Consider the following 24,329-nt stretch of genomic DNA (forward strand, 5'->3'; position numbering starts at 1 on the left):
TATAACTAGAGATTATTCTTTTGTTACTACATCACGTTCAACGTCTGCAGATGCTGTTTCTTCCGGCTCTTCATCACCTGATAACGCCAGGCCGTCAGCTTGTTTTGCATCTTCTTCGTCTTCTAAATCTCTCATTTCTATTTCTTCTTCATCGCTAGAAAGGATTTTCACATCCATACCTAAACTTTGAAGTTCTTTAATTAATACTTTGAATGATTCCGGAACACCAGGTTCAGGAACGTTGTCGCCTTTAACGATGGCTTCGTATGTTTTCACACGTCCAACCACGTCATCAGACTTAACAGTCAGAATCTCTTGAAGAGTGTATGCCGCACCGTAAGCTTCAAGTGCCCAAACCTCCATCTCACCAAAACGCTGTCCGCCAAATTGAGCTTTACCGCCAAGAGGCTGCTGCGTAACAAGTGAGTAAGGACCTGTAGAGCGTGCATGAAGTTTATCGTCAACCATGTGAGCCAGTTTAATCATGTACATGATACCGACAGATACACGGTTATCAAACGGCTCTCCGGTACGTCCGTCGTAAAGAACAGTTTTAGCGTCACGAGACATTCCAGCTTCTTCAAGTGTTTCCCAAACATCCTCTTCACGCGCTCCGTCAAATACCGGTGACGCAATGTGGATGCCGAGGTAACGAGCGGCCATACCCATGTGAAGCTCTAATACCTGCCCGATGTTCATACGTGATGGTACGCCCAGCGGGTTAAGCATGATATCAATTGGTGTGCCGTCAGGAAGATAAGGCATATCTTCTTCAGGAAGAATCTTAGAGATAACACCTTTGTTACCGTGACGACCGGCCATTTTATCCCCTTCAGAAATTTTACGTTTCTGAACGATATATACGCGCACTAACTGGTTTACACCTGGAGGAAGTTCGTCTCCGTCCTCACGGTTGAAGACTTTGACATCGTGAATGATTCCGCCGCCGCCGTGAGGCACACGAAGAGAAGTATCACGAACCTCGCGGGCTTTTTCACCAAAGATGGCGTGAAGAAGGCGTTCTTCTGCAGTAAGTTCTGTTACACCCTTAGGCGTTACTTTACCAACAAGAAGATCTCCGTCTTTTACTTCTGCCCCGATACGGATAATTCCACGGTCATCAAGATTGCGAAGCGCATCTTCACCGACGTTTGGAATATCGCGAGTAATTTCTTCAGGCCCGAGTTTTGTATCACGTGCTTCTGATTCATATTCTTCAATGTGAATAGATGTATAAACATCATCTTTCACAAGACGTTCACTCATGATGATGGCATCCTCATAGTTGTAGCCATCCCATGTCATAAAGCCGACCATTACGTTACGGCCAAGTGCAAGTTCACCAAGCTCCATAGAAGGACCGTCAGCAAGGATTTCTCCTTTTACCACTTCATCGCCGACACTTACGATCGGACGCTGGTTGTAGCAAGTACCTTGGTTAGAGCGGACAAATTTCAGCAAGCTGTATTTATCCAGATTTCCTTTTACTTTTTGACCGTCTACATCTTCATAACGGCGAACCCAAACGTTTTTCGCTTCTACACGTTCAACGATACCAGGGTGTTTACAAATAACAGCGGCACCAGAGTCTTTACCTGATACGTATTCCATACCAGTTCCTACAAATGGCGCTTCCGGCTGCATCAAAGGCACAGCCTGACGCTGCATGTTCGCTCCCATTAGGGCACGGTTTGAGTCATCGTTTTCTAGGAACGGGATACATGCTGTCGCAGCAGATACTACCTGCTTAGGCGATACATCCATGTAATCAACACGGTTTCTAGGAACAACGGTGTTCTCTCCGCGGAAACGGGCTACAATGCTGTCGTCCACAAACGCACCTTCGTCATCGAGTCGTGCATTTGCCTGAGCGACAACGTAGTTATCTTCTTCATCAGCAGTTAAGTAATCGATTCTTGGCGTCACTTTTCCTGTTTCAGGATCAACGCGGCGATATGGCGTTTCAATAAAGCCAAAACGGTTTACTTTTGCATATGATGATAGTGAGTTGATCAAACCGATGTTCGGTCCCTCAGGCGTTTCAATCGGACACATACGGCCATAGTGGGAGTAGTGAACGTCACGCACTTCCATTCCGGCACGCTCACGTGTCAATCCGCCCGGTCCAAGAGCCGACAGACGGCGCTTATGTGTTAATTCAGCAAGCGGGTTCGTCTGGTCCATGAATTGAGAAAGCTGAGAACTTCCAAAGAACTCTTTAATGGACGCAATAACAGGACGAATATTAATCAGCTGCTGAGGTGTAATTGTATTCGTATCTTGAATTGACATTCTCTCACGAACCACACGCTCCATACGGCTTAAACCGATACGGAATTGGTTCTGGAGAAGTTCACCTACAGAACGTAAACGGCGGTTTCCAAGATGGTCAATATCATCTGTGTCGCCTACTCCGTGCAGCAAGTTGAAGAAGTAGCTGATAGAAGAAATAATATCAGCAGGTGTAATGTTTTTAATCTCTTCTTCAACGTAAGCATTGCCGATGACATTAATAACCTGTTCTCCTTCTTGATCAGTAGGAGCAAAGATTTTAATGGATTGAAGCGTTACTTCGTCCTCAACAACACCGCCGTTCGGATACAGCTTTCTGAAGCCGATTCCGTTTTCTAAGTATGGCAGTACTTTATCAAGTGTTCTTCTATCAAGAATCTGACCTTTTTCAGCCAGGATTTCTCCTGTTTCAGGATCAACAAGCGTTTCAGCAAGTCTCTGATTAAAGAGGCGATTTTTAATATGAAGCTTTTTATTAATTTTATAGCGTCCTACATTGGCAAGATCGTATCGTTTCGGATCAAAGAAACGAGAATCAAGCAAGCTCTTCGCATTTTCCACTGTAGGCGGCTCTCCAGGACGGAGGCGCTCGTAGATTTCAAGCAGCGCTTTATCGCTGTTTTCTGTGTTATCTTTATCAAGCGTATTTCGCAGGTATTCGTTTTCTCCTACGAGATCAAGAATCTCTTGATCGGAGCCGAAGCCGAGAGCACGCAAAAGAACCGTAACCGGCAACTTACGTGTGCGATCAATGCGTACATAAACAACATCTTTCGCATCAGTTTCGTATTCTAACCATGCGCCACGGTTTGGAATGACAGTTGCGGTAAAACCTTTTTTACCGTTTTTGTCTACTTTACCACTGAAATATACACTTGGAGACCGAACAAGCTGGGAAACGATAACGCGTTCCGCACCGTTTATGATAAAAGTACCTGTATCTGTCATAATAGGGAAATCACCCATGAAGACATCTTGGTCTTTTACCTCTCCAGTTTCTTTGTTAATTAAACGAACCTTCACTCTTAGCGGAGCTGAGTAAGTCACATCACGTTCTTTTGATTCCTCTACTGGATATTTAGGCTCCCCTAAACTGTAATCAATGAACTCAAGAGAGAGGTTACCAGTGAAATCCTCAATTGGCGATATGTCTTGAAACATCTCTCTAAGACCCTCATCAAGAAACCACTGATAAGAAGAGGTTTGAATTTCAATGAGATTTGGTAATTCTAACACTTCGCTAATGCGAGCATAGCTTCTGCGCTGGCGGTGTCGTCCATACTGAACTAGTTGACCTGTCAACTGATTCACCCCTCAAATCATGCGTATTATATGTGTAATAAGCATCTCTTTCAAAGAAAGAAAACACTTTTACAAGACAAAAGAAAAAAGGGTTTCTAATTAAGAAAACCACATCCAAAAACAAATACCGATTTTATTAGCATTTCCATACTTGTATAATTTATACATAGATATTGACATTTCATCATATCAATCTAAATATATACATTGGCATTTTATAATATTAACATAGCTAAAATACCGAGTCAAACTTTTTTTGCTTTTATGATATAATAGCCTTTCTTTTTTTGAACGACAGAAACTTCTTCGAACAGTTCCTCAAGCTTTTCAATGGCAGAAGGCGCACCTTGTTTTTTCTGTATGACGATCCACAATTCACCTGAAGCTTTTAAGTGTTCAGCGCTTTTCTCAAAGATAGCATGGACAACTTTTTTTCCGGCTCGGATTGGGGGATTTGTAAGAATAGAAGCAAATGTTTGAGCAGAGTCAACGTTTGAAAACAAATCGCTTTGGTAAATCTCAACGTTTGTTATCCCGTTTTGTTCTGCATTTTCATTTGATAACTCTACGGCTCTTTCATTAACATCAATCATGTGGATGGTCCGGTCTTTAAAGTCACTAGCCAGCGATAATCCAATCGGGCCATAGCCGCAGCCTACATCTAAAAAGCTGCCCTCAACTTCAGGCTCTTCAAAAGATTCGACCAGCAGGCGCGAGCCAAAATCGACTTCCTTTTTAGAAAAAACACCGCTGTCGCTGGTAAACGTAAACTCCTTGTTTCGAAGCCTAAAAGACCATGTTTGTTTGTTGCTTTTTACTGAAGGTTTTTCTGAATAATAGTGCTCACTCATTATTAGAACCTCCTTTTTTTCATTACTTAAAGAATGGCAAAGAAAAAGCCCGCCTCATAAAAGCGAGCTTCCCCTACAGGCAAGTGAAGATTACTTAACTTCTACAGAAGCGCCAACTTCTTCAAGTTTAGCTTTAAGCTCTTCAGCTTCTTCTTTAGCAATACCTTCTTTAAGAGGTTTTGGAGTGTTGTCAACAAGTTCTTTAGCTTCTTTCAAGCCAAGACCAGTGATTTCACGTACAACTTTGATAACTTTGATTTTTTGTGAACCTGCACCAGCAAGGATAAGGTCGAATTCGCTTTGCTCTTCAGCAGCTCCGCCAGCAGCAGCTCCGCCAGCTACAGCTACAGGAGCAGCAGCAGTTACGCCAAATTCTTCTTCGATTGCTTTTACTAGGTCGTTCAATTCAAGTACAGTTGCTTCTTTAACGGAAGCAATGATTTCTTCGATATTTAAAGCCATTTGTAATTCCTCCATTTTGTTTTGATTTTTAAAAACTGATTAGATTAAGCGCCTTGTTCTTCCTTTTGATCTGCCACAGCTTTTGCAGCAAGAGCAAGGTTACGAACTGGAGCTTGAAGTACGCTAAGCAACATAGAAAGCAAGCCTTCGCGTGATGGAAGTTCGGCAAGAGCTTTCACTTCTTCAACAGTAGAAACTTTACCTTCGATAACGCCAGCTTTGATTTCAAGAGCTTCATGCTGTTTAGCAAACTCGTTAATAACTTTAGCTGGAGCGACAACATCCTCAGTACTGAATGCAATTGCATTCGGTCCAGTTAAGACATCATTCAAACCATCAAGTTCAGCTTGTTCAACCGCACGGCGAGTCATTGTGTTTTTGTAAACTTTGAACTCAACGTTAGCTTCACGAAGCTGTTTACGAAGTTCTGTTACTTCAGAAACGTTAAGTCCGCGGTAATCAACGATGATCGTTGATTTGCTTTCTTTTAATTTAGAAGTAATTTCTTCAACAACAACTTTTTTTGTTTCAATTGCGCTGCTCATGGTTACACCTCCTGTAGATTCTTGTGTAACACTTATACCGTCAGGTGATCACGACTGAGAAACGGATTCCATATAAAAAGCCTCCATGAGACATGGAGGCTGTATATACAAGCATACGTAACGTAATAGCTGTGATAATATACACCTCGGTAGGATATTAAGCTGTTAAGCCCCTACTGTCTACGGTATAAATGATATATTATATTTTACAACATTTTTAATCATATCAGAATGTTGATGTCATGTCAAATATTATTTTACGTTGAAAGTTGATGCGTCTACTTTGACACCAGGTCCCATAGTAGAAGTTACAGCAACGTTTTTCACGTAAACACCTTTTGCTGCAGCAGGTTTTGCTTTCAGGATTGTATCATACATTGTTGTGAAGTTCTCAACAAGTTTTTCATCCTCGAAAGAAACTTTACCGATAGGAACATGGATGTTTCCAGCTTTATCTACGCGGTATTCAACTTTACCAGCTTTGATTTCGCCGATTGCTTTTTCAACTTCGAAAGTAACTGTACCAGTTTTAGGGTTTGGCATTAAACCTTTTGGTCCAAGCACACGACCGATTTTACCAACTTCACCCATCATGTCAGGTGTAGCTACGATTACATCGAAATCGAACCAGCCTTGTTGAATTTTGTTGATGTAGTCAGTATCTCCAACGTAATCTGCACCAGCAGCTTCAGCTTCTTTCGCTTTTTCGCCTTTTGCGAAAACGAGAACGCGCTGAGTTTTACCAGTTCCGTTTGGAAGCACAACTGCTCCGCGGATTTGCTGGTCGTTTTTACGAGGGTCAACCCCTAGACGGAATGCAACTTCAACTGTAGCGTCGAATTTAGCTGTGTTTGTTTTTTTAACGAGAGCTACTGCTTCAGAAACATCGTACGCTTTCGCACGATCTACAAGCTTAGCAGCTTCTGCGTACTTTTTACCTTTTTTAGCCATTTTAAAATTTCCTCCTTATGTGGTTATAGCGGAATAACCTCCCACGAATAAGGGTTGCGAACTTGTGAAAACTCGCAACCCGACAAGAAACAAATTAATCCTCGATTACAATACCCATACTGCGTGCAGTACCTTCAACCATGCGCATTGCCGCTTCAACGTCTGCTGCGTTTAAGTCAGGCATTTTCGTTTCAGCGATTTCGCGTACTTTATCGCGCTTAACGGTTGCCACTTTATTACGGTTTGGTTCACCAGAACCAGACTCAATTCCAGCTGCTTTTTTAAGCAATACTGCAGCAGGTGGAGTTTTTGTAATAAATGTAAATGAACGGTCTTCGTAAACCGAAATTTCAACAGGAATGATTAAACCAGCTTGGTCAGCTGTACGAGCGTTAAACTCCTTACAGAATCCCATGATATTAACACCGGCTTGACCTAGTGCAGGTCCAACTGGCGGCGCTGGGTTAGCTTTTCCAGCAGGAATTTGCAATTTTACAACTTTTACTACTTTTTTAGCCACGAGACACACCTCCTTAAGTCCGTGATGTGGTAATAGGGTAAACCCTCCCACTCAAGGTTTCATTCTTTATATGAATGACGAAATATCAAGCTAGCTGCCTTGGATAAGTCCAAGACGTACCTTTGCTATATTATCATTTATATATAGCAATTTCAAGTTTTTTCACATTACAATTTGTCGATCTGGGTAAATTCCAGCTCAACCGGCGTTTCACGGCCGAACATATTAACGAAAACCTTAACCTTGCTTTTATCGTAGTCAATCTCTTCAATTGATCCAGTAAAGTTGGCAAAAGGTCCGTCTATCACTTTCACTGTCTCTTTTAATTCAAAGTCAATGTCAGTTTTGCGTTCGTCCATACCCATTCTCTTCAGAATGGTTTCTGCTTCGCCAGGAAGAAGCGCCGTCGGTTTTGAACCAGAGCCGGCAGAACCTACGAATCCAGTAACACCAGGTGTGTTGCGGACAACATACCAAGAATCATCCGTCATGACGATTTCAACAAGGACATAACCAGGGAATACTTTCTTTTTGACAACTTTTTTCTTGCCGTTTTTGATATCTGTCTCTTCTTCTTCAGGTACGACTACACGAAAAATCTTATCCTGCATCCCCATTGATTCAACACGTTTTTCCAAGTTGGCTTTTACTTTGTTCTCATAACCAGAATACGTGTGAACAACATACCAATTCTTTTCCATTCTCTTCAGGACTGTCCAGTCCTTCCCTCCCCGCATTTGGTTTTAGTGTACTACCATAACGCTTCATGCAAAAAATAGGCGGTAAGCCTATGATAACTTTCATTTTTAACCCACAATAAAAAACCCGCTGAACGGGTTTTGGCAAGTGATATTATGATCTATTATAGCACGTATTGCTGATCATTATTCAACTATTAAACGAATTAATTGAGAAATTCCTGTGTCAAGGAGGGCAAAAAAGATAATAAAAAAGATAACTGTTGAAATAACCGTGATGGTATAGCGAGTTAACTCTTTTCCTTTAGGCCAGCTTACCTTTTTCATTTCTTTCCCAACATCTTTAAAGAATCTCATAATACGCATGTAAAAGACCTCCACAATTTAAAAGCGCAAACACTATTTTGTTTCAAGATGAGCTGTATGTGAATTGCAAGTACTGCAGTATTTCTTTACTTCTAATCGCTCAGCCGCTGATGCAGAGCTCTTCATTGTCGTATAATTACGGTTTCCGCATGTTTTGCATGCTAACGTAATCTTTTTTCTCATGTCATTACACCTTTTTCTAAATAGACATTAGTTCTTATCTTAAGTAACATATCATAGTCGGAAAATTACTGTCAATATACCATAAATACCTATTACAAACTGATCTCACGAATTTCCAGGTACTTCTCCAGCTTGCGTTTCACTCGCTGAAGAGCGTTATCGATCGATTTCACATGGCGGTTCAGCTCATCTGAAATCTCTTGATAGCTTCTTCCGTCTAGATATAATACAAGTACTTTTCTCTCTAAATCACTTAAAAGTTCTCCCATTTTCATTTCAATATCATCAAATTCTTCCTGATTGATAATCATTTCTTCTGGGTTTAACGTTTTCGCTCCCGAAATGACATCAAGCAGCGTTCGGTCTGACTCTTCATCGAAAATTGGTTTATCTAATGAGACGTAGGAATTCAAAGGAATGTGTTTCTGGCGAGTAGCTGTCTTTATTGCGGTAATAATTTGGCGGGTAATACATAATTCTGCGAAAGCTTTGAAAGAGGTAAGCTTGTCCTCTTTGAAGTCACGAATAGACTTATAGAGGCCTATCATTCCTTCCTGAACAATATCTTCTCTGTCCGCACCTATTAAAAAATAGGATCTTGCTTTTGCACGAACAAAGTTTCGGTACTTCGTAATCAAGTAATCTAACGCATCACTGTCCCCAACATGAACCTTTTCAATGACCTGCTCGTCCTCCAACTGGCAAAACTGCTCTTTGTTGAATTTTCCCTTGTTGTTCTGTAGATTCACTCCGATCCCCCCGGCGCACGTAGATAGAAATATTATACATTACTGGACAAAAAAGCGTCAACTTAATCTAAGTCGCCCCTCCGCCATTTTTCAAACGTTTTCAAAACCTCTTCCGATAAAGCAATTTTACCCGCTGGCTTTTCGGAAGTGATCTTTCTTACCCGCCTTTCGATTCGCCTTTCTATCGCTTCTACCTCTCTCAAGAGCTCCCGGGCCGATTTTCGCAATGCCCCCTGTCCGAAAATCGCCCACTGCTCAGTATAGTCAGAGGTCGCAACATGAATTTGAGTCGCAATGTTATTCAGATCCTGTGCCAGCTTTTCTATCCGCTCATCCGCAGTCTCATTCTCTTTTGTGAAAATCACTTCAACTCTGTGATTGGTCTGTTTTTTCTCAAGCCCCTTCACAAGATGTGCGTCAAATACGACAATAACCCTGTTTCCTGTATACGATTGATATTCAGCCATTTTCTGAATCAGTACGTCTCTCGCCTCTTCAAAACTGTTCGCTTTTAAATCCTTCAGCTGCGGCCAGGCTCCAATCATGTTGTATCCGTCTACTAACAGGATATCCATTGATCATTATTCTCCCAGAGGATTTCGTTTCCGGTAGACTTCATACATCAAAAGCCCCGCCGCTACAGATGCATTGAGTGAAGTAACTTTACCGGCCATCGGGAGTTTAATAAGAAAATCACATTTTTCTTTAATCAGGCGTCCCATTCCTTTTCCTTCGCTTCCGATGACGAGAGCCAAAGGCATGCTGCCGTCCATTGTGCGGTAATCCTCCCGCGCGGATGCATCCGTTCCGACAACCCAGATTCCCCGCTCTTTCATTTCCTCTAGCGTTCGCGCCAAATTGGTGACCTTTGCCACTGGAATATGCTCAATTGCGCCTGTTGAAGCCTTTGCCACCGTAGTTGTCAGACCGACAGCTCTGCGTTTTGGAATCACAATGCCATGGGCGCCGACTGCATCAGCTGTTCTCATAATTGAACCGAGATTATGAGGATCCTCAAGCTCGTCCAGAATGAGAAAGAAAGGCTGTTCATTTCTTTCCTCTGCCGCTCTATATAAGTCGTCCAGTTCCGCGTACTCGTACGCTGCGACCTGCGCCACTACACCTTGGTGCTGCCCTGTCACCATTTGGTCGAGTTTTTTTCTAGGGACGTATTGAATGGTGATGCCCTGCTTTTTCGCAAGCTCAATCACCTGCTGTGCTTGTCCTTTTACGGTGTTTTCCGCCATCCACAGCTTATACAGCTTACGATCTGATTTTAACGTCTCGATCACTGCATTTTTTCCTATGACGTAATCATGTTGCTCACTCATTTGTTTTCCTCCCTGACCGTCCCGAATTGTATAGCTTCAGCAACAAGCTGATTCAGTCTTTCTTCTTTTTTCTCAAGAAAAAGATAGCCCAGCAGTGCTTCAAATGCTGTACTATAGCGGTACGTCTGCACATCTGTATTTTTAGGTATCGTTCCCGACTTGGCATTTCTGCCTCTTTTCAGCACAGCTTCCTCTTCTTCCGTGAAAAATGATTGATTCCGCAGAAAGAAAAGGATCTCAGCCTGTGACTTTGCCGATACGATCCGACTTGATTTTTTGTGAAGATCATTTGGTTTGGTAAATCCCTGCTTAAGCAGGTGATGCCTCACATAAACTTCAAAAATGGCATCACCTATATAAGCAAGCGCAAGACCGTTAAGCTGCTTTGAATCTTTTATCGTTTCAAAATCAAGCATCCGTTATTCTCCCCGTTTCCAGCGAGTGCCTTGAGCCGTATCTTCAAGAATGATATTCATGCTTTTTAGCTGGTCGCGGATCTGGTCTGACAGAGCAAAATCACGATTGCGGCGCGCTTCATTTCTTTTTTCAATCAAATCTTCAATCTCTTGATCCAGAAGCTCCTGCTCACCCAGTGAGAAACCGAGGACAGAAACAATTCGGTCAAACATGTCAATAAACGCTGTAATCACATGATCTGCCGTATGATCTTCCTGAAGATAATAGTTCGCATTTTTCGCCAAATCGAACAAAACAGAAATGGCATTTGCCGTATTAAAATCATCATCCATTGCTTCTTCAAATGCTTTTCGATGTTCTTCAATCTTTGCAACCCATTTATCATCGTCTTCTGTTAAATTCGTGCTGCTGTTTAAACGGTGCTGAAGGTTGCTGTACGCTGTTTTCAACCGGTTAAACGCGCTCTTTGTGTTCTCCAGAAGCTCTTCTGAATAGTTGATTGGGTGACGATAGTGAACAGACAGCATAAAGAATCTGAGCAGCTGCGGATCATGCTGTTTAATAATGTCATGCACAAGCACAAAGTTGCCGAGTGATTTTGACATTTTTTCATTATCGATATTGATATAGCCATTATGAAGCCAGTATTTCGCAAATGTTTTGCCAGTCAGCGCTTCAGATTGCGCAATTTCATTTTCATGGTGAGGGAAGGTTAAATCCTGGCCGCCTGCATGGATATCAATCTGATCACCTAAGTACTTTTTCACCATCGCAGAGCATTCAATGTGCCAGCCCGGACGTCCTTTCCCCCAAGGGCTATCCCAGGAGATTTCTCCTTCTTTAGCCGCTTTCCACAGAGCGAAATCAAGAGCATCTTCTTTTTTCTCGCCAACTCGGATGCGTGCGCCAGATCTCAATTCATCAATCGATTGCTGCGAAAGCTTTCCGTATCCCTCAAATGCTCTTGTTTTAAAATACACATCTCCTTCAGATTCATAAGCATAGCCCTTTTTCACCAGCTGATCTATGAAATCAATAATCGCGTCCATGTTTTCCATGACGCGCGGATGAAGGTCTGCTTTTCTGCAGCCAAGAGCGCCCACATCTTCAAAGTATGCCTTAATAAAACGCTCAGAAATGGTTGGAACATCTTCACCGAGTTCATTTGCCGCTTTAATTAATTTATCATCTACATCTGTGAAGTTAGAGACATACTGGACATCGTAGCCTTTATACTCCAAATAGTTTCGTATCGTGTCATAAACGATGGCCGGACGGGCATTCCCTATATGAATATAATTATAAACCGTCGGTCCGCACACGTACATTTTCACTTTCCCCTCTTCAAGAGGAACGAATGTTTCCTTCTGTCTGGTCAATGTATTATAAAGAGTGATTGTCATTTTTGATTAATCCTTTCTTTTCTGTCTTCAAGTTCCGCCTTCAGCTCTAAAATCTGCAGTTCCAAAGACTTAAACCGGTCAGCAACAGGATCGGGTAAATCCTGATGGTTTAGATCCCGTTTGATTTTCTTGCCGTTTTGAACGACAACCCTTCCCGGGATGCCGACAACTGTGGAGTAGTCCGGAACATCGTGCAGCACAACTGAACCAGCCCCTATTTTGGAGCCTTCACCGACAGTAATCGAACCGAGCACTTTAGCACCTGTTGCTATCAATGCGTCATCTTTAATTGTCGGGTGCCTTTTTCCTCTTTCTTTCCCCGTTCCTCCAAGGGTAACCCCCTGAAAAACGGTTACGTTATTGCCGATTTCACATGTCTCCCCAATGACAACCCCCATCCCGTGGTCTATGAAAAATCTTCTTCCGATTGTAGCCCCTGGGTGGATTTCAATTCCTGTAAAAAATCGGCTCACCTGAGATATAAGGCGTGCAAGGAAATAAAATTTTCGTTTATATAAAGCATGTGCAATCCGATGCGCCCATATAGCATGTAAACCTGAATAAGTTAAAATCACTTCAAAATAACTTCGTGCTGCAGGATCTTGATCGAACACCGTATCAATGTCTTCTTTGAGCATTTTAAAAAACACATGCTTCCCCCCATTCTACACGCTATCATCTATCTATTTCCTCTAAACACCAATAAAAAAAGCGCCCCTGCATGTAAACATGACAGAGACGCTTTAACCGCGCGGTTCCACTCTGTTTGAAAAGCAGACTCCTGCTCTCCCAACTTCAGCCTGTAACGGCGGCGGCCGCCTTTGAATACTGATTTCGAAAAACGTTCTTCAAAGGTCTTAAGGGCGCACTTCTAAAACCCGACTCCTGGATCTCTCTCAGCCAATGAAGATCCTTTCTGTATTGGTCTAAAGCTTTATACTCTTCCCTGTCAACAATCATCTATTTAGATATTTTTCAAACGCTGAATTGCAGATTCTTTTCCGATCAGTTCAATTGATTGCGGAAGCTCAGGACCGTGAGTTTGGCCTGTTACAGCAACACGGATCGGCATAAACAGTTTTTTCCCTTTATGACCTGTTTCTTTCTGAACTGCTTTGATAGAAGCTTTGATCTGGTCCGGAGTGAACTCCTCTAGCTCTTCAAGCTTCGCAGCGAATGTGCTAAGCACTTCAGGCACCTGCTCTTCTTCTAGAACAGCTTTTGCTTCTTGATTATACTCGATCTCATCCGTAAAGAACAAATCAGTCAGCTCAACAATTTCTGCACCGTAGCTCAATTGCTCATGATATAGAGAAATCAGTTTGCGAACCCATTCTTGTTCTTCAGGAGAAAGCTCATTGCCAACTTTGCCGGCTTTTTGAAGATGCGGAAGCGTAAGCTCAACAACCTGATCAAGCTCCAATTTTTTCACATATTGGTTGTTGACCCATTTTAGCTTATGCATATCAAACAGAGCTGGTGATTTAGATAACCGGTTTACATCAAAAATGTCAATAAACTCTTCTTTTGTGAAAAGCTCTTCCTCTCCCACCGGCGACCAGCCCAGCAGGCCGATAAAGTTAAACAGCGCCTCCGGCAAGTAGCCAAGCTCTTTATATTGCTCAATGAATTGAATAATGGATTCATCACGTTTGCTGAGCTTTTTACGGCTTTCATTTACAATCAGCGTCATATGGCCGAACTGAGGAATATCCCATCCAAATGCTTGATAGATCATGATCTGTTTTGGTGTATTCGAAATATGATCCTCACCGCGCAGCACGTGCGTCATTTTCATTAGATAGTCATCCACAGCTACTGCAAAGTTATAAGTCGGCGTGCCGTCTTTTTTCACAATAACAAAGTCGCCGATGCCATCAGATTCGAAAGAAATTTCACCTTTTACAATATCATTGAACGCAATGATTTTTCCTTCAGGGACGCGGAAACGAATACTCGGCTTTCTGCCCTCTGCAAGGAATTTTTCCTGTTCTTCCTGAGTCAGATCTCTGTGCTTCCCGGAATAACGCGGCATCTCTCCGCGGGCAATCTGCTCTTCACGTTCTTTTTCAAGTTCTTCTTCCGTACAGAAACATTTATAAGCAAGCCCTTTTTCAAGCAGCTCTTCATAGTAAACCTTATAGATATCATTACGCTCGGACTGACGGTATGGACCGTAATCTCCGCCGACATCCACACTCTCATCCCAGTCGATGCCAAGCCATTTTAAATAGTTAAGCTGGCTTTGTTCTCCGCCCTCAATGTTGCGTTTTTTATCCGTGTCCTCAACACGAATAATAAACTTACCGCCTTGGTTGCGGGCAAATAAATAATTAAAAAGCGCCGTTCTGGCATTTCCAATATGCAAATGTCCTGTTGGACTCGGTGCATAACGAACGCGTACTTCGTTTCCCATTTCAAATACTTCCTTTCATCTCATGTATGGCCTCAGGCTAAATGTATGCATCTATTCTACCACCAAATAGACCGGGCATCAAAACAAGTTAGCCTTTTTGTATCAGCACTGTCGCTTGAGCCGCTATTCCTTCCGCTCTTCCTGTAAATCCAAGCTTTTCGGTCGTAGTCGCTTTTACATTCACTTGGGAAACCTCTGCCTCAAGCCCTTCAGCGATTCTTTTTCTCATGTCTTCTATGTACGGCGCCATCTTCGGCTTCTGTGCAATGATCGTGCAATCAATATTTCCAAGTACATATCCTTTCTGTTTCACAATCCCCCAGACATGCTGAAGTAATTGAAACGAATCAGCATCCTTGAACTCAGGATCTGTATCAGGAAAGTGCTTGCCGATGTCGCCCTCCCCGACAGCTCCGAGGCATGCGTCAGCAACGGTGTGCAATAATACATCCGCGTCAGAATGTCCGAGCAATCCTTTTTCATACGGAATTTCAACTCCGCCGATAATAAGAGGCCGGCCCTCTACTAATTGGTGCACATCAAAACCTTGTCCGATTCTAAACATGTTTATTCCCACTTTCTGATTCCATGATAGCTTCAGCTGACGTTAAATCATCAGGAGTCGTCAGCTTAATATTTGTATAGTTACCTTCTACAACACGGACCGAACCGCCCTCAAGCTGTTCGACGAGACTGGCGTCATCCGTTCCTAAAAATCCTCTGCGCTCTGCCTCAGCGTGAGCCTCCATCAATAAAGAAAGACGAAAAGCTTGTGGCGTTTGGACAGCCCACAAGCTTGAACGTTCAATCGTCTCACTGACTTCTAAACCTTGAACGCGTTTAATCGTATCTTTTACCGGAACAGCCAGGATGGCCGCTCCTGCCTGCTCTGCTTCAACGATCAGTTCGTCAATCTGTTCATGCTTTATAAAAGGACGAGCGCCGTCGTGAACGAGCACAATCTTTTCTTGTTTAATGGCTTTAAGTCCTTTATAAACACTGTGCTGGCGTTCATCTCCGCCTGCTACAAGCTCGATAGCGGTTTGAAACGGATATTGGCTCAGCAATTGCTGAAAGTCTTCACGTTCGCGCTCGTTAATCACCAAAATGATTCTGTCGCACGGACGATGGCTGTCAAACACCCGTAAAGTGTGAATGATAACCGGATCTCCTTTCAGCTCGATAAACAGTTTATTTCTCCCTGCCTTCATCCGTTTCCCCTGTCCGGCCGCAGGAATAACCACATCATAATTCATTGTTCTTTCTCCCTTTACAGCGCCTTCTCCAACAGCTTAGGCTTGGCAAAAATCATTCGTCCCGCTGCTGTCTGCAGCACACTTGTGACGAGAACATCAATGTGTTTGCCGATATAATTCCGTCCTTCTTCAACGACAATCATAGTGCCGTCATCCAAGTAAGCGACTCCCTGATTATGCTCTTTGCCGTCTTTTATGACCTGAACATTCATTTCCTCACCCGGAAGCACAACGGGCTTGACCGCGTTGGCAAGGTCATTAATGTTCAATACTGCTACCTTCTGAAGCTCGCATACTTTATTTAAATTAAAATCATTCGTCACAACGACTCCGGATGTCAGTTTAGCGAGTTTGACAAGCTTGCTGTCAACCTCCTGAATATCTTCAAAGTCACCTTCATAAATTTCAACTTTAATATCTAATTCTTTTTGAATGCGGTTCAGGATATCAAGACCGCGGCGCCCTCTGTTGCGTTTTAACACATCTGAGGAGTCAGCGATATGCTGCAATTCCTCAAGGACAAACTGCGGAATCACGATGATTCCCTCTAAAAAACCAGTCTGACAAATATCTGCAATTCTCCCATCAATAATAACACTTGTATCCAGGATTTTCAGCTTTTTGTCTTGGACCTCGTGCTCTTCATCGGCTGCTCCTTTTTTCTTTTGCATTCTGGCGGAAATGGAGAATAGGCTGATCAGTTCATCCTTTTTCTTAAAGCCCACCTGAAAGCCAAGATAACCGAGAAAGAAAGCTAAAAACACAGGGATGATTGTGCTGAGTATGCGGTAAGGTATATTGTCTAAAGGAATAACGTTTACGATAAGATAAGCAATTATAAGTCCAAATACTAAGCCAAGACTTCCAAATAACAAATCTGGAACCGGCGCTTTTAATAATGAATCCTCTATCCACTTCACCCAGTTCACAACGTAATCTGTACCCCATATACTGATGAGAAAAAAGATAATTGCACCTATTGCCGCAGACGTATATGCGTTTGTTATTAAAGGTATGTCCTGTAAACTTAACAGTACAAACAATTCAGGTATTAAAAATATACCAACAACGCCGCCGAAAATAATGAAGAACGCCTGAACTATTCGTTTTAACATACCCCCACCTCCTTTAAAGAAAATTGTTATATTTCACAAGATTTTACGTAACCTACGAATATCAGAATAAACAAAAACCAACAATAATATACCCGTAATGATACGGTTTTAACCGAAAATCATAGCTGTCTGTCTAAATAATGCTTCTCTTGAAGGCGTTTTAAGCCCTTTTTGATTTTTTGGGCTCGTACTTCACCGATACCCTCTACTTCATCTAATTCTTCTGCACTTGCCTCAATAATTCTCGGCAGGACGCCAAATGCTTCCACCACATTTTCCACAATTGGCATCGGAAGGCGCGGTATCTTATTTAGCAGCCTGTATCCTCTAGGCAGAACATAGTCATCAAGATTTGTAGAAGCCGGGTAACCAAGAAGCTTATAAACAATGGAATCATCAAGCAAATCGTAGCTGGACATATCCTGCAGCTCTTTTAAAAGGACAAACGGATCTTTAATTTTTTCCTTCACGTAATCCTTAATAAATAAAGCAGCCTCTTCTTCCATATCAGTAATCAGTTCGATGACCTGCAGCTTAATCAAATGACCTTCTGTTCCCAGCTCCCTGATATACATGTTGATTTCATTTTTAATTCGCAGCACCATTTCATAACGGTGCATCACAGACAGAACATCGCTGAATGTAACGAGTTCCTCAAACTCTAATGCGTTTAGAGCATTAATCGTTTTGTCCAGAATTGTTTTATATTTTTCTAGAGTTTGAATGGCTTGGTTCGCTTTTGTTAAAATAAATCCTATGTCTTTTAGTGTATACTTCATACTTTCCTGATATAACGTTATGACATTTCTTCTTTCAGAAATTGCGATAACGAGACAGCCGGTTTGCTTAGCTACTCTTTCGGCGGTGCGGTGCCGCATTCCTGTTTCTGACGAAGAAATTGTGGCTTCAGGCATCAATTGTGTATTGGCATATAGGATCTTTTGACCAGAATCACTCAAGATAATCGCACCATCCATTTTAGCCAGTTCATATAAATGCGCCGGAGAAAAAGCAGTGTTAATGTGGAAACCGCCATCCACCACTTCTTTTACTTTATCATTATATCCAACAACAATCAGACCGCCTGTATTTGCTCTCAGCACATTTTCTATCCCCGCTCTGAGCGGTGTTCCAGGAGCAACAAACTGCAAAATAGAAGACAGATCTAACTCATGTTTCGCCCCTTTTTTCTCTTTTTCCATCTATTATCCTCCTAATGAAGTACGAAGTGCCTCTGAAACATTTGCTACTCCGATGACCTCAATCCCTTTTGGTTTCGTCCATCCATCCAGATTTGCCGCAGGTATGATCATGCGTTTAAAGCCAAGCTTTGCCGCTTCTTTTACACGCTGTTCAATTCTTGATACCCGGCGGACTTCTCCGGTTAATCCCACTTCTCCTATAAAGCAATCTGCAGGATTTGGAGGTGTATCTCTAAAGCTTGATGCGATACTTACCGCTATAGCAAGATCAATCGCAGGTTCATCTAGTTTGACGCCGCCCGCTACCTTCAAATATGCATCCTGATTTTGCAGCAGCAGCCCTACTCTTTTTTCTAATACAGCCATTAACAGTGAAACCCTGTTATGATCTATCCCTGTTGCCATGCGCCGCGGATTGCCAAAGCTCGTTGGCGAGATGAGTGCCTGAATTTCAACAAGAATAGGCCTTGTACCTTCCATAGAAGCCGTAATGCTCGACCCCGAAGATCCCGCCGAACGCTCTTCTAAGAAGATCTCTGAAGGATTCAGTACCTCAGTGAGCCCTTCTTCCCGCATTTCAAAAATACCCATTTCGTTTGTAGAGCCAAAACGGTTTTTTACAGCCCGTAAGATTCGGAAAGTATGGTGACGTTCTCCTTCAAAGTATAAAACAGTGTCAACCATATGCTCCAGCAGTCTCGGCCCCGCGATGGACCCTTCTTTCGTTACGTGACCCACAATAAATATCGGAATACCTTTTGTTTTTGCAATTTTCATCAGTGCGGCTGTACATTCTCTTACCTGTGATACACTGCCGGGAGCCGATGTGATATCACTTTGATAAACCGTTTGAATAGAGTCGACAACGACAAACGCTGGATTCATCTCTTCTATAGCAGACGAAATATACTCCATATCGGTTTCGGATAAAACATGCAGTGAGGGATTATTTATGCCCAGACGGTCTGCTCTTAATTTCGTTTGTTTTACCGATTCTTCTCCTGAAATGTATAGAACATGACGCGTTGAACCAGATAACTGAGCGGATACTTGCAGTAATAAGGTCGATTTCCCGATACCGGGGTCCCCGCCAATTAAAACAAGTGATCCCTTCACCACTCCGCCGCCGAGCACTCTGTTAAACTCGCCGAGCTGTGTTTTAACCCGGGGTTCTTCTGATGTTTCGATTGATGTTATGGGGGAAGGTTTCTGTACGGTTTGAACAGAATGAGAAAAAGCCGCTCTCCGATTGGCCGGTGCTTTTTTAATCATTTCTTCCACCATTGTATTCCAAGCACCGCAGCCCGGACATTTCCCCATCCATTTTGGAGACTCGTAGCCGCAGGATTGGCAGATGAATTTGGATTTTGTTTTAGCCATAAATAGTGTAAGACCTCTCCCTTGTTCTATTTCTTGATACGAAATTGAGGCATACACTTACATGCTGTATGCCTCATTTTCGTCTTCTATATTAATTCGTTTTAGCAGTCGTTTTTACGACAAATTCGCCATCTTCTACATCAAGAACGATATGGTGTCCTTTATGAATGTTACCCCTGAGGAGCTCTTCGGATAAACGATCCTCCACATGTTTTTGAATGGCTCTTCTGAGCGGGCGGGCACCGTATTCAAGGTCTACGCCCTCTTCCGCGACTTTTGCTTTTGCAGCTTCCGTCAATTCAATAGAAAGATCCTGTTCTTTTAGTCGTTTCGTTAATTGATCAGACATCAATGACACGATTTCAGCCAGATGTTTTTTCTCGAGTGAGTGGAAGACGATAATTTCATCAATACGGTTGATGAATTCCGGTCTGAACGCACGTTTCAGTTCACCCATCACTTTATCCTTCATGTCTTTATGATTTTGCGTCTCATCCTGAACGTTGAAGCCGACATATTTGTTGCGTTTCAGCTCACTTGCTCCGACGTTTGACGTCATGATCAGAATCGTGTTGCGGAAATCGACTGTACGGCCTTTAGAATCAGTTAATCGTCCGTCTTCAAGAACTTGAAGGAGGATATTGAAGACGTCAGGGTGCGCTTTCTCAATCTCATCAAGAAGCACAACAGAGTATGGTTTTCTTCTTACTTTCTCTGTTAATTGGCCGCCCTCATCATAACCCACATACCCTGGAGGTGAACCTACAAGTCTAGAAGTCGAGTGTTTTTCCATGTATTCAGACATATCAATTCTGATCATGGCTTCTTCATCACCGAAGATAGACTCAGCAAGTGCCCGTGCAAGCTCCGTTTTACCTACGCCTGTAGGGCCTAAGAAAATGAATGAGCCGATTGGACGTTTAGGATCTTTTAGCCCTGCTCTCGCACGTCTGACCGCTTTAGCAACGGCTACAACAGCTTCATCTTGGCCGATGACACGGGAATGAAGAATGCTCTCCATATTAAGAAGCTTATCTGTTTCAGTTTGAGCGATTTTTGAAACAGGCACCCCAGTCCAGCTGGATACAACCATCGCAATATCATCCACAGAAACCTCTGAGTTTTCCTGCCCCTGCTTCTCTTTCCATGATTTTTTCGTATCCTCCACCTGTTCACGTAAACGCTGTTCCGTATCACGCAAGGAAGCCGCTTTTTCAAATTCTTGGCTTTGCACCGCAGCATCCTTCTCTTTACGAACTTCATCAAGTTTCTGTTCAAGCTCTTTTAAATTAGGAGGCGTTGTAAATGAACGCAATCTGACCTTTGAGCCCGCTTCATCGATCAAGTCAATAGCTTTATCGGGAAGGAAACGGTCAGAAATGTATCTGTCAGAAAGCTTAACCGCAGCTTCAATGGCTTCATCAGTGATAGAAACGCGGTGGTGAGCTTCATATCGGTCACGCAAGCCTTTTAGGATTTGAATGCTCTCGTCTACCGACGGCTGATCAACCTGGATTGGCTGAAAACGGCGTTCGAGAGCTGCGTCTTTTTCAATATATTTACGGTACTCATCAAGAGTTGTCGCACCGATACACTGAAGTTCTCCGCGAGCAAGTGAAGGTTTCAAAATGTTGGATGCGTCAATGGCACCTTCTGCTCCGCCCGCTCCGATTAATGTATGGAGCTCATCAATGAATAGAATGATGTTTCCTGCCTGACGGATTTCATCCATAACTTTTTTCAAACGATCCTCAAATTCACCGCGATATTTTGTACCGGCAACAACTGTTCCCATGTCTAATGTCATAACGCGTTTATCCCGTAAAATTTCGGGTACTTCATTATTAATAATTTGCTGTGCGAGACCTTCTGCGATAGCCGTTTTACCTACGCCCGGTTCCCCAATCAGAACAGGATTGTTTTTCGTTCTGCGGCTCAGCACTTCAATAACACGCTGAATTTCTTTGCTTCTGCCGATAACCGGATCAAGACTGTCTTCCTTCGCAATCGCTGTTAAATCTCTTGCCAGGCTATCTAGTGTAGGCGTATTCGCATTGCTGTTTGTTCCAGCCGCTGATGAACCTGTTTCATTACTTCCAAGAAGCTGAAGCACTTGCTGTCTTGCTTTATTTAAGCTGACTCCGAGATTGTTAAGCACTCTCGCAGCCACACCTTCACCTTCGCGAATAAGACCAAGAAGAATATGCTCTGTACCCACATAAGAATGGCCGAGTTTTCTGGCCTCATCCATTGATAACTCAATGACTTTTTTAGCTCTCGGAGTATAATGAATCGTTTGAGACATTTCCTGTCCGCGCCCGATTAAGCTCTCAACTTCTTTTTGAATTTTATCTGAACCAAGTCCAAGCGCTTGAAGTGCTTTAGCAGCGATGCCCTCTCCTTCTCGCACCAGTCCTAATAAAATATGTTCAGTGCCGATATTGTTATGACCTAAACGAAGTGCTTCTTCCTGTGCAAGCGCCAGTACCTTTTGAGCTCGTTCTGTAAATCTTCCAAACATCATATCGATTCATCCTCCTGTCTATTCCCATTCATTTCTAAGTGAAGCCGCTCTCTGATAAGAGCCGCTCTTCGTATATCTCTTTCGTTCGGACGCAAAGCGCCTCCCGAGTACTGCTGTAAAAATCCCGGCTGTGTTAAAATCATCAGTTCATTAAGTATATTGCTTGAAAGTCCTTTTATAATGCCTAAGTCTATACCTAACCGAACATCTGAAAGGCACTTTGCAGTTTCTTTCGATTCAATCATCCGGCAATTGGACAAGACTCCATAGGATCGATACACACGATCCTCAAGCTCAATCTTAGAGGTTTGGTAAAGGGCTTCTCGAGCAGATCGTTCCTGTTCAATCAGTTGGGCAGCTACGCTGTTAAGGTCATCAACAATATCCTGCTCCGACTTTCCAAGCGTGATTTGATTTGAAATTTGAAAGATATTTCCTACTGCTTCGCTACCTTCCCCATAAATTCCTCTAACAACTAAGCCTAATTGATTAATAGCCGGTATAATTCGATTTATTTGCCTAGTTAAAACCAGTGCCGGAAGATGCATCATGACTGAAGCCCTTAGGCCCGTACCTACATTTGTAGGACAGCTGGTTAAGTAACCTCTTTGCTCACTAAATGCATAATCAACCTTTTCCTCAATCCAGTCATCAACTTGGTTTGCGGCTTTCATTGCTTGTGGAAGCTGAAATCCTGGGAAAAGACACTGAATTCTAATGTGGTCCTCCTCATTCAACATGACGCTCACTTCCTCATTTTCAGAAAGCAAACAGCCGCCAAAAGGAGACTCTGTCAAATTAGGGCTGATGAGATGCTTTTCAACAAGCACCCGTTTTTCTAAAGGCTGTGCGTCGTTCATTCTGATTAAAAGGAATTTGCCGACACCGGGAATTTCATGTTCTGAAAACTGTTCTTCAAACTGTTGCAAGATGGATGAGGCTTCTTCATTGGAATATCGCGTAGGGAACCGAATATTCTCAAAGTTCCTAGCTAAACGTATGCGGCTGCTGAGTACAATGTCACTTTCAGGGCCTTTCTGCTTCATCCAACTGCTTAATGCATCCTGAATAAAATGCTTTAGCGACATTACCCCTGTTCCTCCTCACTATCTGTACTTTTGAGTGAATGTTCTAATGAACGAATTTGATCTCTCACATGGGCTGCATTTTCAAATTCTTCTTGTTGTATTAAAGCTTCTAATTCTTTTTTCAGCATTTCGATCTGTCGTCTGACGTGCAGGTTGCCGCCTATACGTTTCGGTATTTTCCCGCCATGCACAGTGTTTCCGCTGTGAACTTTGCGTAAGATCGGTGTAATGTTGCTATGAAATGTTTTATAACATTCGGCACAGCCAAATCGGCCGGTTTTTCTAAATTGCTGAAATGTCATTCCGCACTTCGGACAAGCAGATATTTGCTCGGAATGGCTGAACATTTGAGTTCCAGCATTCTGAAATGAAGAATCCATGTTCAGTAAGCCTGATAGTAAATTATGAATAGAGAAACCATGACTTGCACTTATACCATATGAGTCGCTGTGTTCTTTTGCACATTGTTCGCAGATGTGAACCTCTTTTTTCTCTCCGTTAACAACCTTTGTAAAGTGAAAAGTGGCTGGTCTCTCATTGCACTCTTGACAAATCAATCTTTTCACCCGCTTATTTTAATTTTAAAGCGGTCAGCATAGCTTTCATCATTCTCGCTCTCAATTCATCACGTTCAGGCAAATCAATGTACAGTACTGAGCGATCCATCACGCTGACCATCATTTTTGCTTCTCTCTCAGAGATCACCTTGTCTTCTAATAGCCTTAAAATAATGTCATCAGAGGCTGCTTGAGACAAATGGGTATTAATTTGAGAAATAATATTATTGATTAGGACAACTTCATTATTCATTTTAATTTTAATGATTCTGATGTAACCGCCGCCCCCGCGTTTGCTCTCAACAATATATCCTCTCTCGCTTGTAAATCTGGTGTTGATGACATAATTTATTTGGGAAGGAACACATTGAAATTTATCTGCAATTTCACTCCGTTTAATTTCTAAAATTTCCTTGCCATTTTGATCTAACACTTGTTTCAAGTACTGTTCAATGATGTCAGAAATATTATGTCCCACTCAACCCCCTCCTTTATTGACTTTGACTATATTTGACTTTAATCTTACTATAAGGTGTTTTTCGAGAATTTTCAACTTTATCGCTCTATCTTAAGTATTTCCATTTTCTAAATCCATAAAACCTGATTATTCACTTAAAATTTCTCTGGGAAGTTATTATATTATATAACTAAATGAAATTTTATGATAACAATATAGGAGAACGCAAAAAGGACAGCTCATATGAGCTGTCCTTTTATTAAT

At 42.4% G+C, this 24,329-nt stretch carries 24 protein-coding genes, 1 pseudogene and 2 other annotated features; all 25 genes and pseudogenes read right to left on the minus strand.

The features are described from left to right. Positions 1-12: 12 nt before the first annotated feature. Positions 13-3,594 (minus strand): DNA-directed RNA polymerase subunit beta, encoded by a 3,582-nt coding sequence (gene rpoB / locus V6D42_RS19610; protein ID WP_010332764.1) that lies wholly within the window; start codon positions 3,592-3,594, stop codon positions 13-15. 245 nt (positions 3,595-3,839) lie between these two features. Continuing rightward, on the minus strand, positions 3,840-4,445 hold the full coding sequence (locus tag V6D42_RS19615; RefSeq protein WP_010332763.1) for a class I SAM-dependent methyltransferase: 606 nt from the start codon (positions 4,443-4,445) through the stop codon (positions 3,840-3,842). A 90-nt stretch (positions 4,446-4,535) separates the two neighbouring features. Beyond that, positions 4,536-4,907, minus strand: coding sequence for a 50S ribosomal protein L7/L12 (rplL, locus tag V6D42_RS19620; RefSeq protein WP_003156436.1), 372 nt, complete (start codon positions 4,905-4,907; stop codon positions 4,536-4,538). Positions 4,908-4,951: 44 nt separating this feature from the next. Then, a complete protein-coding gene (gene rplJ, locus V6D42_RS19625) occupies positions 4,952-5,452 on the minus strand; it encodes a 50S ribosomal protein L10 (RefSeq protein WP_010332762.1) in 501 nt (166 codons plus the stop codon). A 64-nt stretch (positions 5,453-5,516) separates the two neighbouring features. Beyond that, positions 5,517-5,656: a sequence feature (ribosomal protein L10 leader region), on the minus strand. 48 nt (positions 5,657-5,704) lie between these two features. Then, a complete protein-coding gene (gene rplA / locus V6D42_RS19630; protein ID WP_003225765.1) occupies positions 5,705-6,403 on the minus strand; it encodes a 50S ribosomal protein L1 in 699 nt (232 codons plus the stop codon). Between the two features lie 94 nt (positions 6,404-6,497). After that, positions 6,498-6,923: a 50S ribosomal protein L11 gene (gene rplK / locus V6D42_RS19635; protein WP_003156430.1), complete on the minus strand. Its 426-nt coding sequence runs from the start codon at positions 6,921-6,923 to the stop codon at positions 6,498-6,500. Positions 6,924-7,090: 167 nt separating this feature from the next. Further along, entirely contained in the window at positions 7,091-7,624 is a 534-nt protein-coding gene (nusG, locus tag V6D42_RS19640; protein ID WP_010332761.1) for a transcription termination/antitermination protein NusG, read from the minus strand. A gap of 183 nt (positions 7,625-7,807) precedes the next feature. Continuing rightward, positions 7,808-7,987, minus strand: coding sequence for a preprotein translocase subunit SecE (gene secE / locus V6D42_RS19645; protein ID WP_010327716.1), 180 nt, complete (start codon positions 7,985-7,987; stop codon positions 7,808-7,810). Between the two features lie 33 nt (positions 7,988-8,020). Further along, the gene (gene rpmG, locus V6D42_RS19650) at positions 8,021-8,170 is read right to left on the minus strand and encodes a 50S ribosomal protein L33 (protein ID WP_003156421.1); all 150 of its coding nucleotides are present in this window, start codon (positions 8,168-8,170) and stop codon (positions 8,021-8,023) included. 92 nt (positions 8,171-8,262) lie between these two features. Next, positions 8,263-8,919 (minus strand): RNA polymerase sporulation sigma factor SigH, encoded by a 657-nt coding sequence (gene sigH / locus V6D42_RS19655; RefSeq protein ID WP_003225758.1) that lies wholly within the window; start codon positions 8,917-8,919, stop codon positions 8,263-8,265. A gap of 62 nt (positions 8,920-8,981) precedes the next feature. After that, complete coding sequence (gene rae1, locus V6D42_RS19660; protein ID WP_333514329.1) at positions 8,982-9,494, minus strand: ribosome-dependent mRNA decay endonuclease Rae1/YacP; 513 nt, start codon at positions 9,492-9,494, stop codon at positions 8,982-8,984. Positions 9,495-9,500: 6 nt separating this feature from the next. Beyond that, entirely contained in the window at positions 9,501-10,250 is a 750-nt protein-coding gene (gene rlmB, locus V6D42_RS19665; protein ID WP_326204319.1) for a 23S rRNA (guanosine(2251)-2'-O)-methyltransferase RlmB, read from the minus strand. Beyond that, positions 10,243-10,666: pseudogene (locus tag V6D42_RS19670) on the minus strand (mini-ribonuclease 3). The gene rlmB and the pseudogene V6D42_RS19670 overlap by 8 nt, the downstream one beginning before the upstream one ends. 3 nt (positions 10,667-10,669) lie before the next feature. Further along, the gene (cysS, locus tag V6D42_RS19675; RefSeq protein WP_268451183.1) at positions 10,670-12,070 is read right to left on the minus strand and encodes a cysteine--tRNA ligase; all 1,401 of its coding nucleotides are present in this window, start codon (positions 12,068-12,070) and stop codon (positions 10,670-10,672) included. After that, positions 12,067-12,720, minus strand: a complete 654-nt coding sequence (gene cysE, locus V6D42_RS19680; protein ID WP_333514330.1) for a serine O-acetyltransferase — start codon at positions 12,718-12,720, stop codon at positions 12,067-12,069. Before cysE ends, cysS begins: the two co-directional genes overlap by 4 nt. Positions 12,721-12,801: 81 nt before the next feature. Continuing rightward, positions 12,802-13,032, minus strand: a binding site (T-box leader). Between the two features lie 2 nt (positions 13,033-13,034). Next, positions 13,035-14,486: a glutamate--tRNA ligase gene (gene gltX / locus V6D42_RS19685; RefSeq protein WP_333514331.1), complete on the minus strand. Its 1,452-nt coding sequence runs from the start codon at positions 14,484-14,486 to the stop codon at positions 13,035-13,037. An 88-nt stretch (positions 14,487-14,574) separates the two neighbouring features. Beyond that, positions 14,575-15,051 (minus strand): 2-C-methyl-D-erythritol 2,4-cyclodiphosphate synthase, encoded by a 477-nt coding sequence (ispF, locus tag V6D42_RS19690; protein ID WP_010332754.1) that lies wholly within the window; start codon positions 15,049-15,051, stop codon positions 14,575-14,577. Then, a complete protein-coding gene (gene ispD / locus V6D42_RS19695; protein WP_326218815.1) occupies positions 15,044-15,742 on the minus strand; it encodes a 2-C-methyl-D-erythritol 4-phosphate cytidylyltransferase in 699 nt (232 codons plus the stop codon). Before ispD ends, ispF begins: the two co-directional genes overlap by 8 nt. Before the next feature lie 14 nt (positions 15,743-15,756). Next, on the minus strand, positions 15,757-16,857 hold the full coding sequence (locus V6D42_RS19700; RefSeq protein WP_168746772.1) for a PIN/TRAM domain-containing protein: 1,101 nt from the start codon (positions 16,855-16,857) through the stop codon (positions 15,757-15,759). Positions 16,858-16,976: 119 nt separating this feature from the next. Next, positions 16,977-18,059 (minus strand): DNA integrity scanning diadenylate cyclase DisA, encoded by a 1,083-nt coding sequence (gene disA / locus V6D42_RS19705; protein WP_003242042.1) that lies wholly within the window; start codon positions 18,057-18,059, stop codon positions 16,977-16,979. 3 nt (positions 18,060-18,062) lie between these two features. Beyond that, the gene (radA, locus tag V6D42_RS19710) at positions 18,063-19,439 is read right to left on the minus strand and encodes a DNA repair protein RadA (protein ID WP_229150208.1); all 1,377 of its coding nucleotides are present in this window, start codon (positions 19,437-19,439) and stop codon (positions 18,063-18,065) included. Between the two features lie 91 nt (positions 19,440-19,530). Next, complete coding sequence (gene clpC, locus V6D42_RS19715; protein WP_010332750.1) at positions 19,531-21,963, minus strand: ATP-dependent protease ATP-binding subunit ClpC; 2,433 nt, start codon at positions 21,961-21,963, stop codon at positions 19,531-19,533. Further along, the gene (locus V6D42_RS19720) at positions 21,960-23,051 is read right to left on the minus strand and encodes a protein arginine kinase (protein ID WP_168746771.1); all 1,092 of its coding nucleotides are present in this window, start codon (positions 23,049-23,051) and stop codon (positions 21,960-21,962) included. Before V6D42_RS19720 ends, clpC begins: the two co-directional genes overlap by 4 nt. Then, positions 23,051-23,608, minus strand: a complete 558-nt coding sequence (locus V6D42_RS19725; protein WP_333514332.1) for a UvrB/UvrC motif-containing protein — start codon at positions 23,606-23,608, stop codon at positions 23,051-23,053. Before V6D42_RS19725 ends, V6D42_RS19720 begins: the two co-directional genes overlap by 1 nt. 13 nt (positions 23,609-23,621) lie before the next feature. Continuing rightward, positions 23,622-24,086 (minus strand): transcriptional regulator CtsR, encoded by a 465-nt coding sequence (ctsR, locus tag V6D42_RS19730; protein WP_010332747.1) that lies wholly within the window; start codon positions 24,084-24,086, stop codon positions 23,622-23,624. Positions 24,087-24,329: the final 243 nt, after the last annotated feature.

The sequence above is a fragment of the Bacillus sp. 0909A genome (genome assembly GCF_036765115.1).
In the GTDB taxonomy this organism is placed as follows: Bacteria; Bacillota; Bacilli; order Bacillales; family Bacillaceae; genus Bacillus; species Bacillus mojavensis.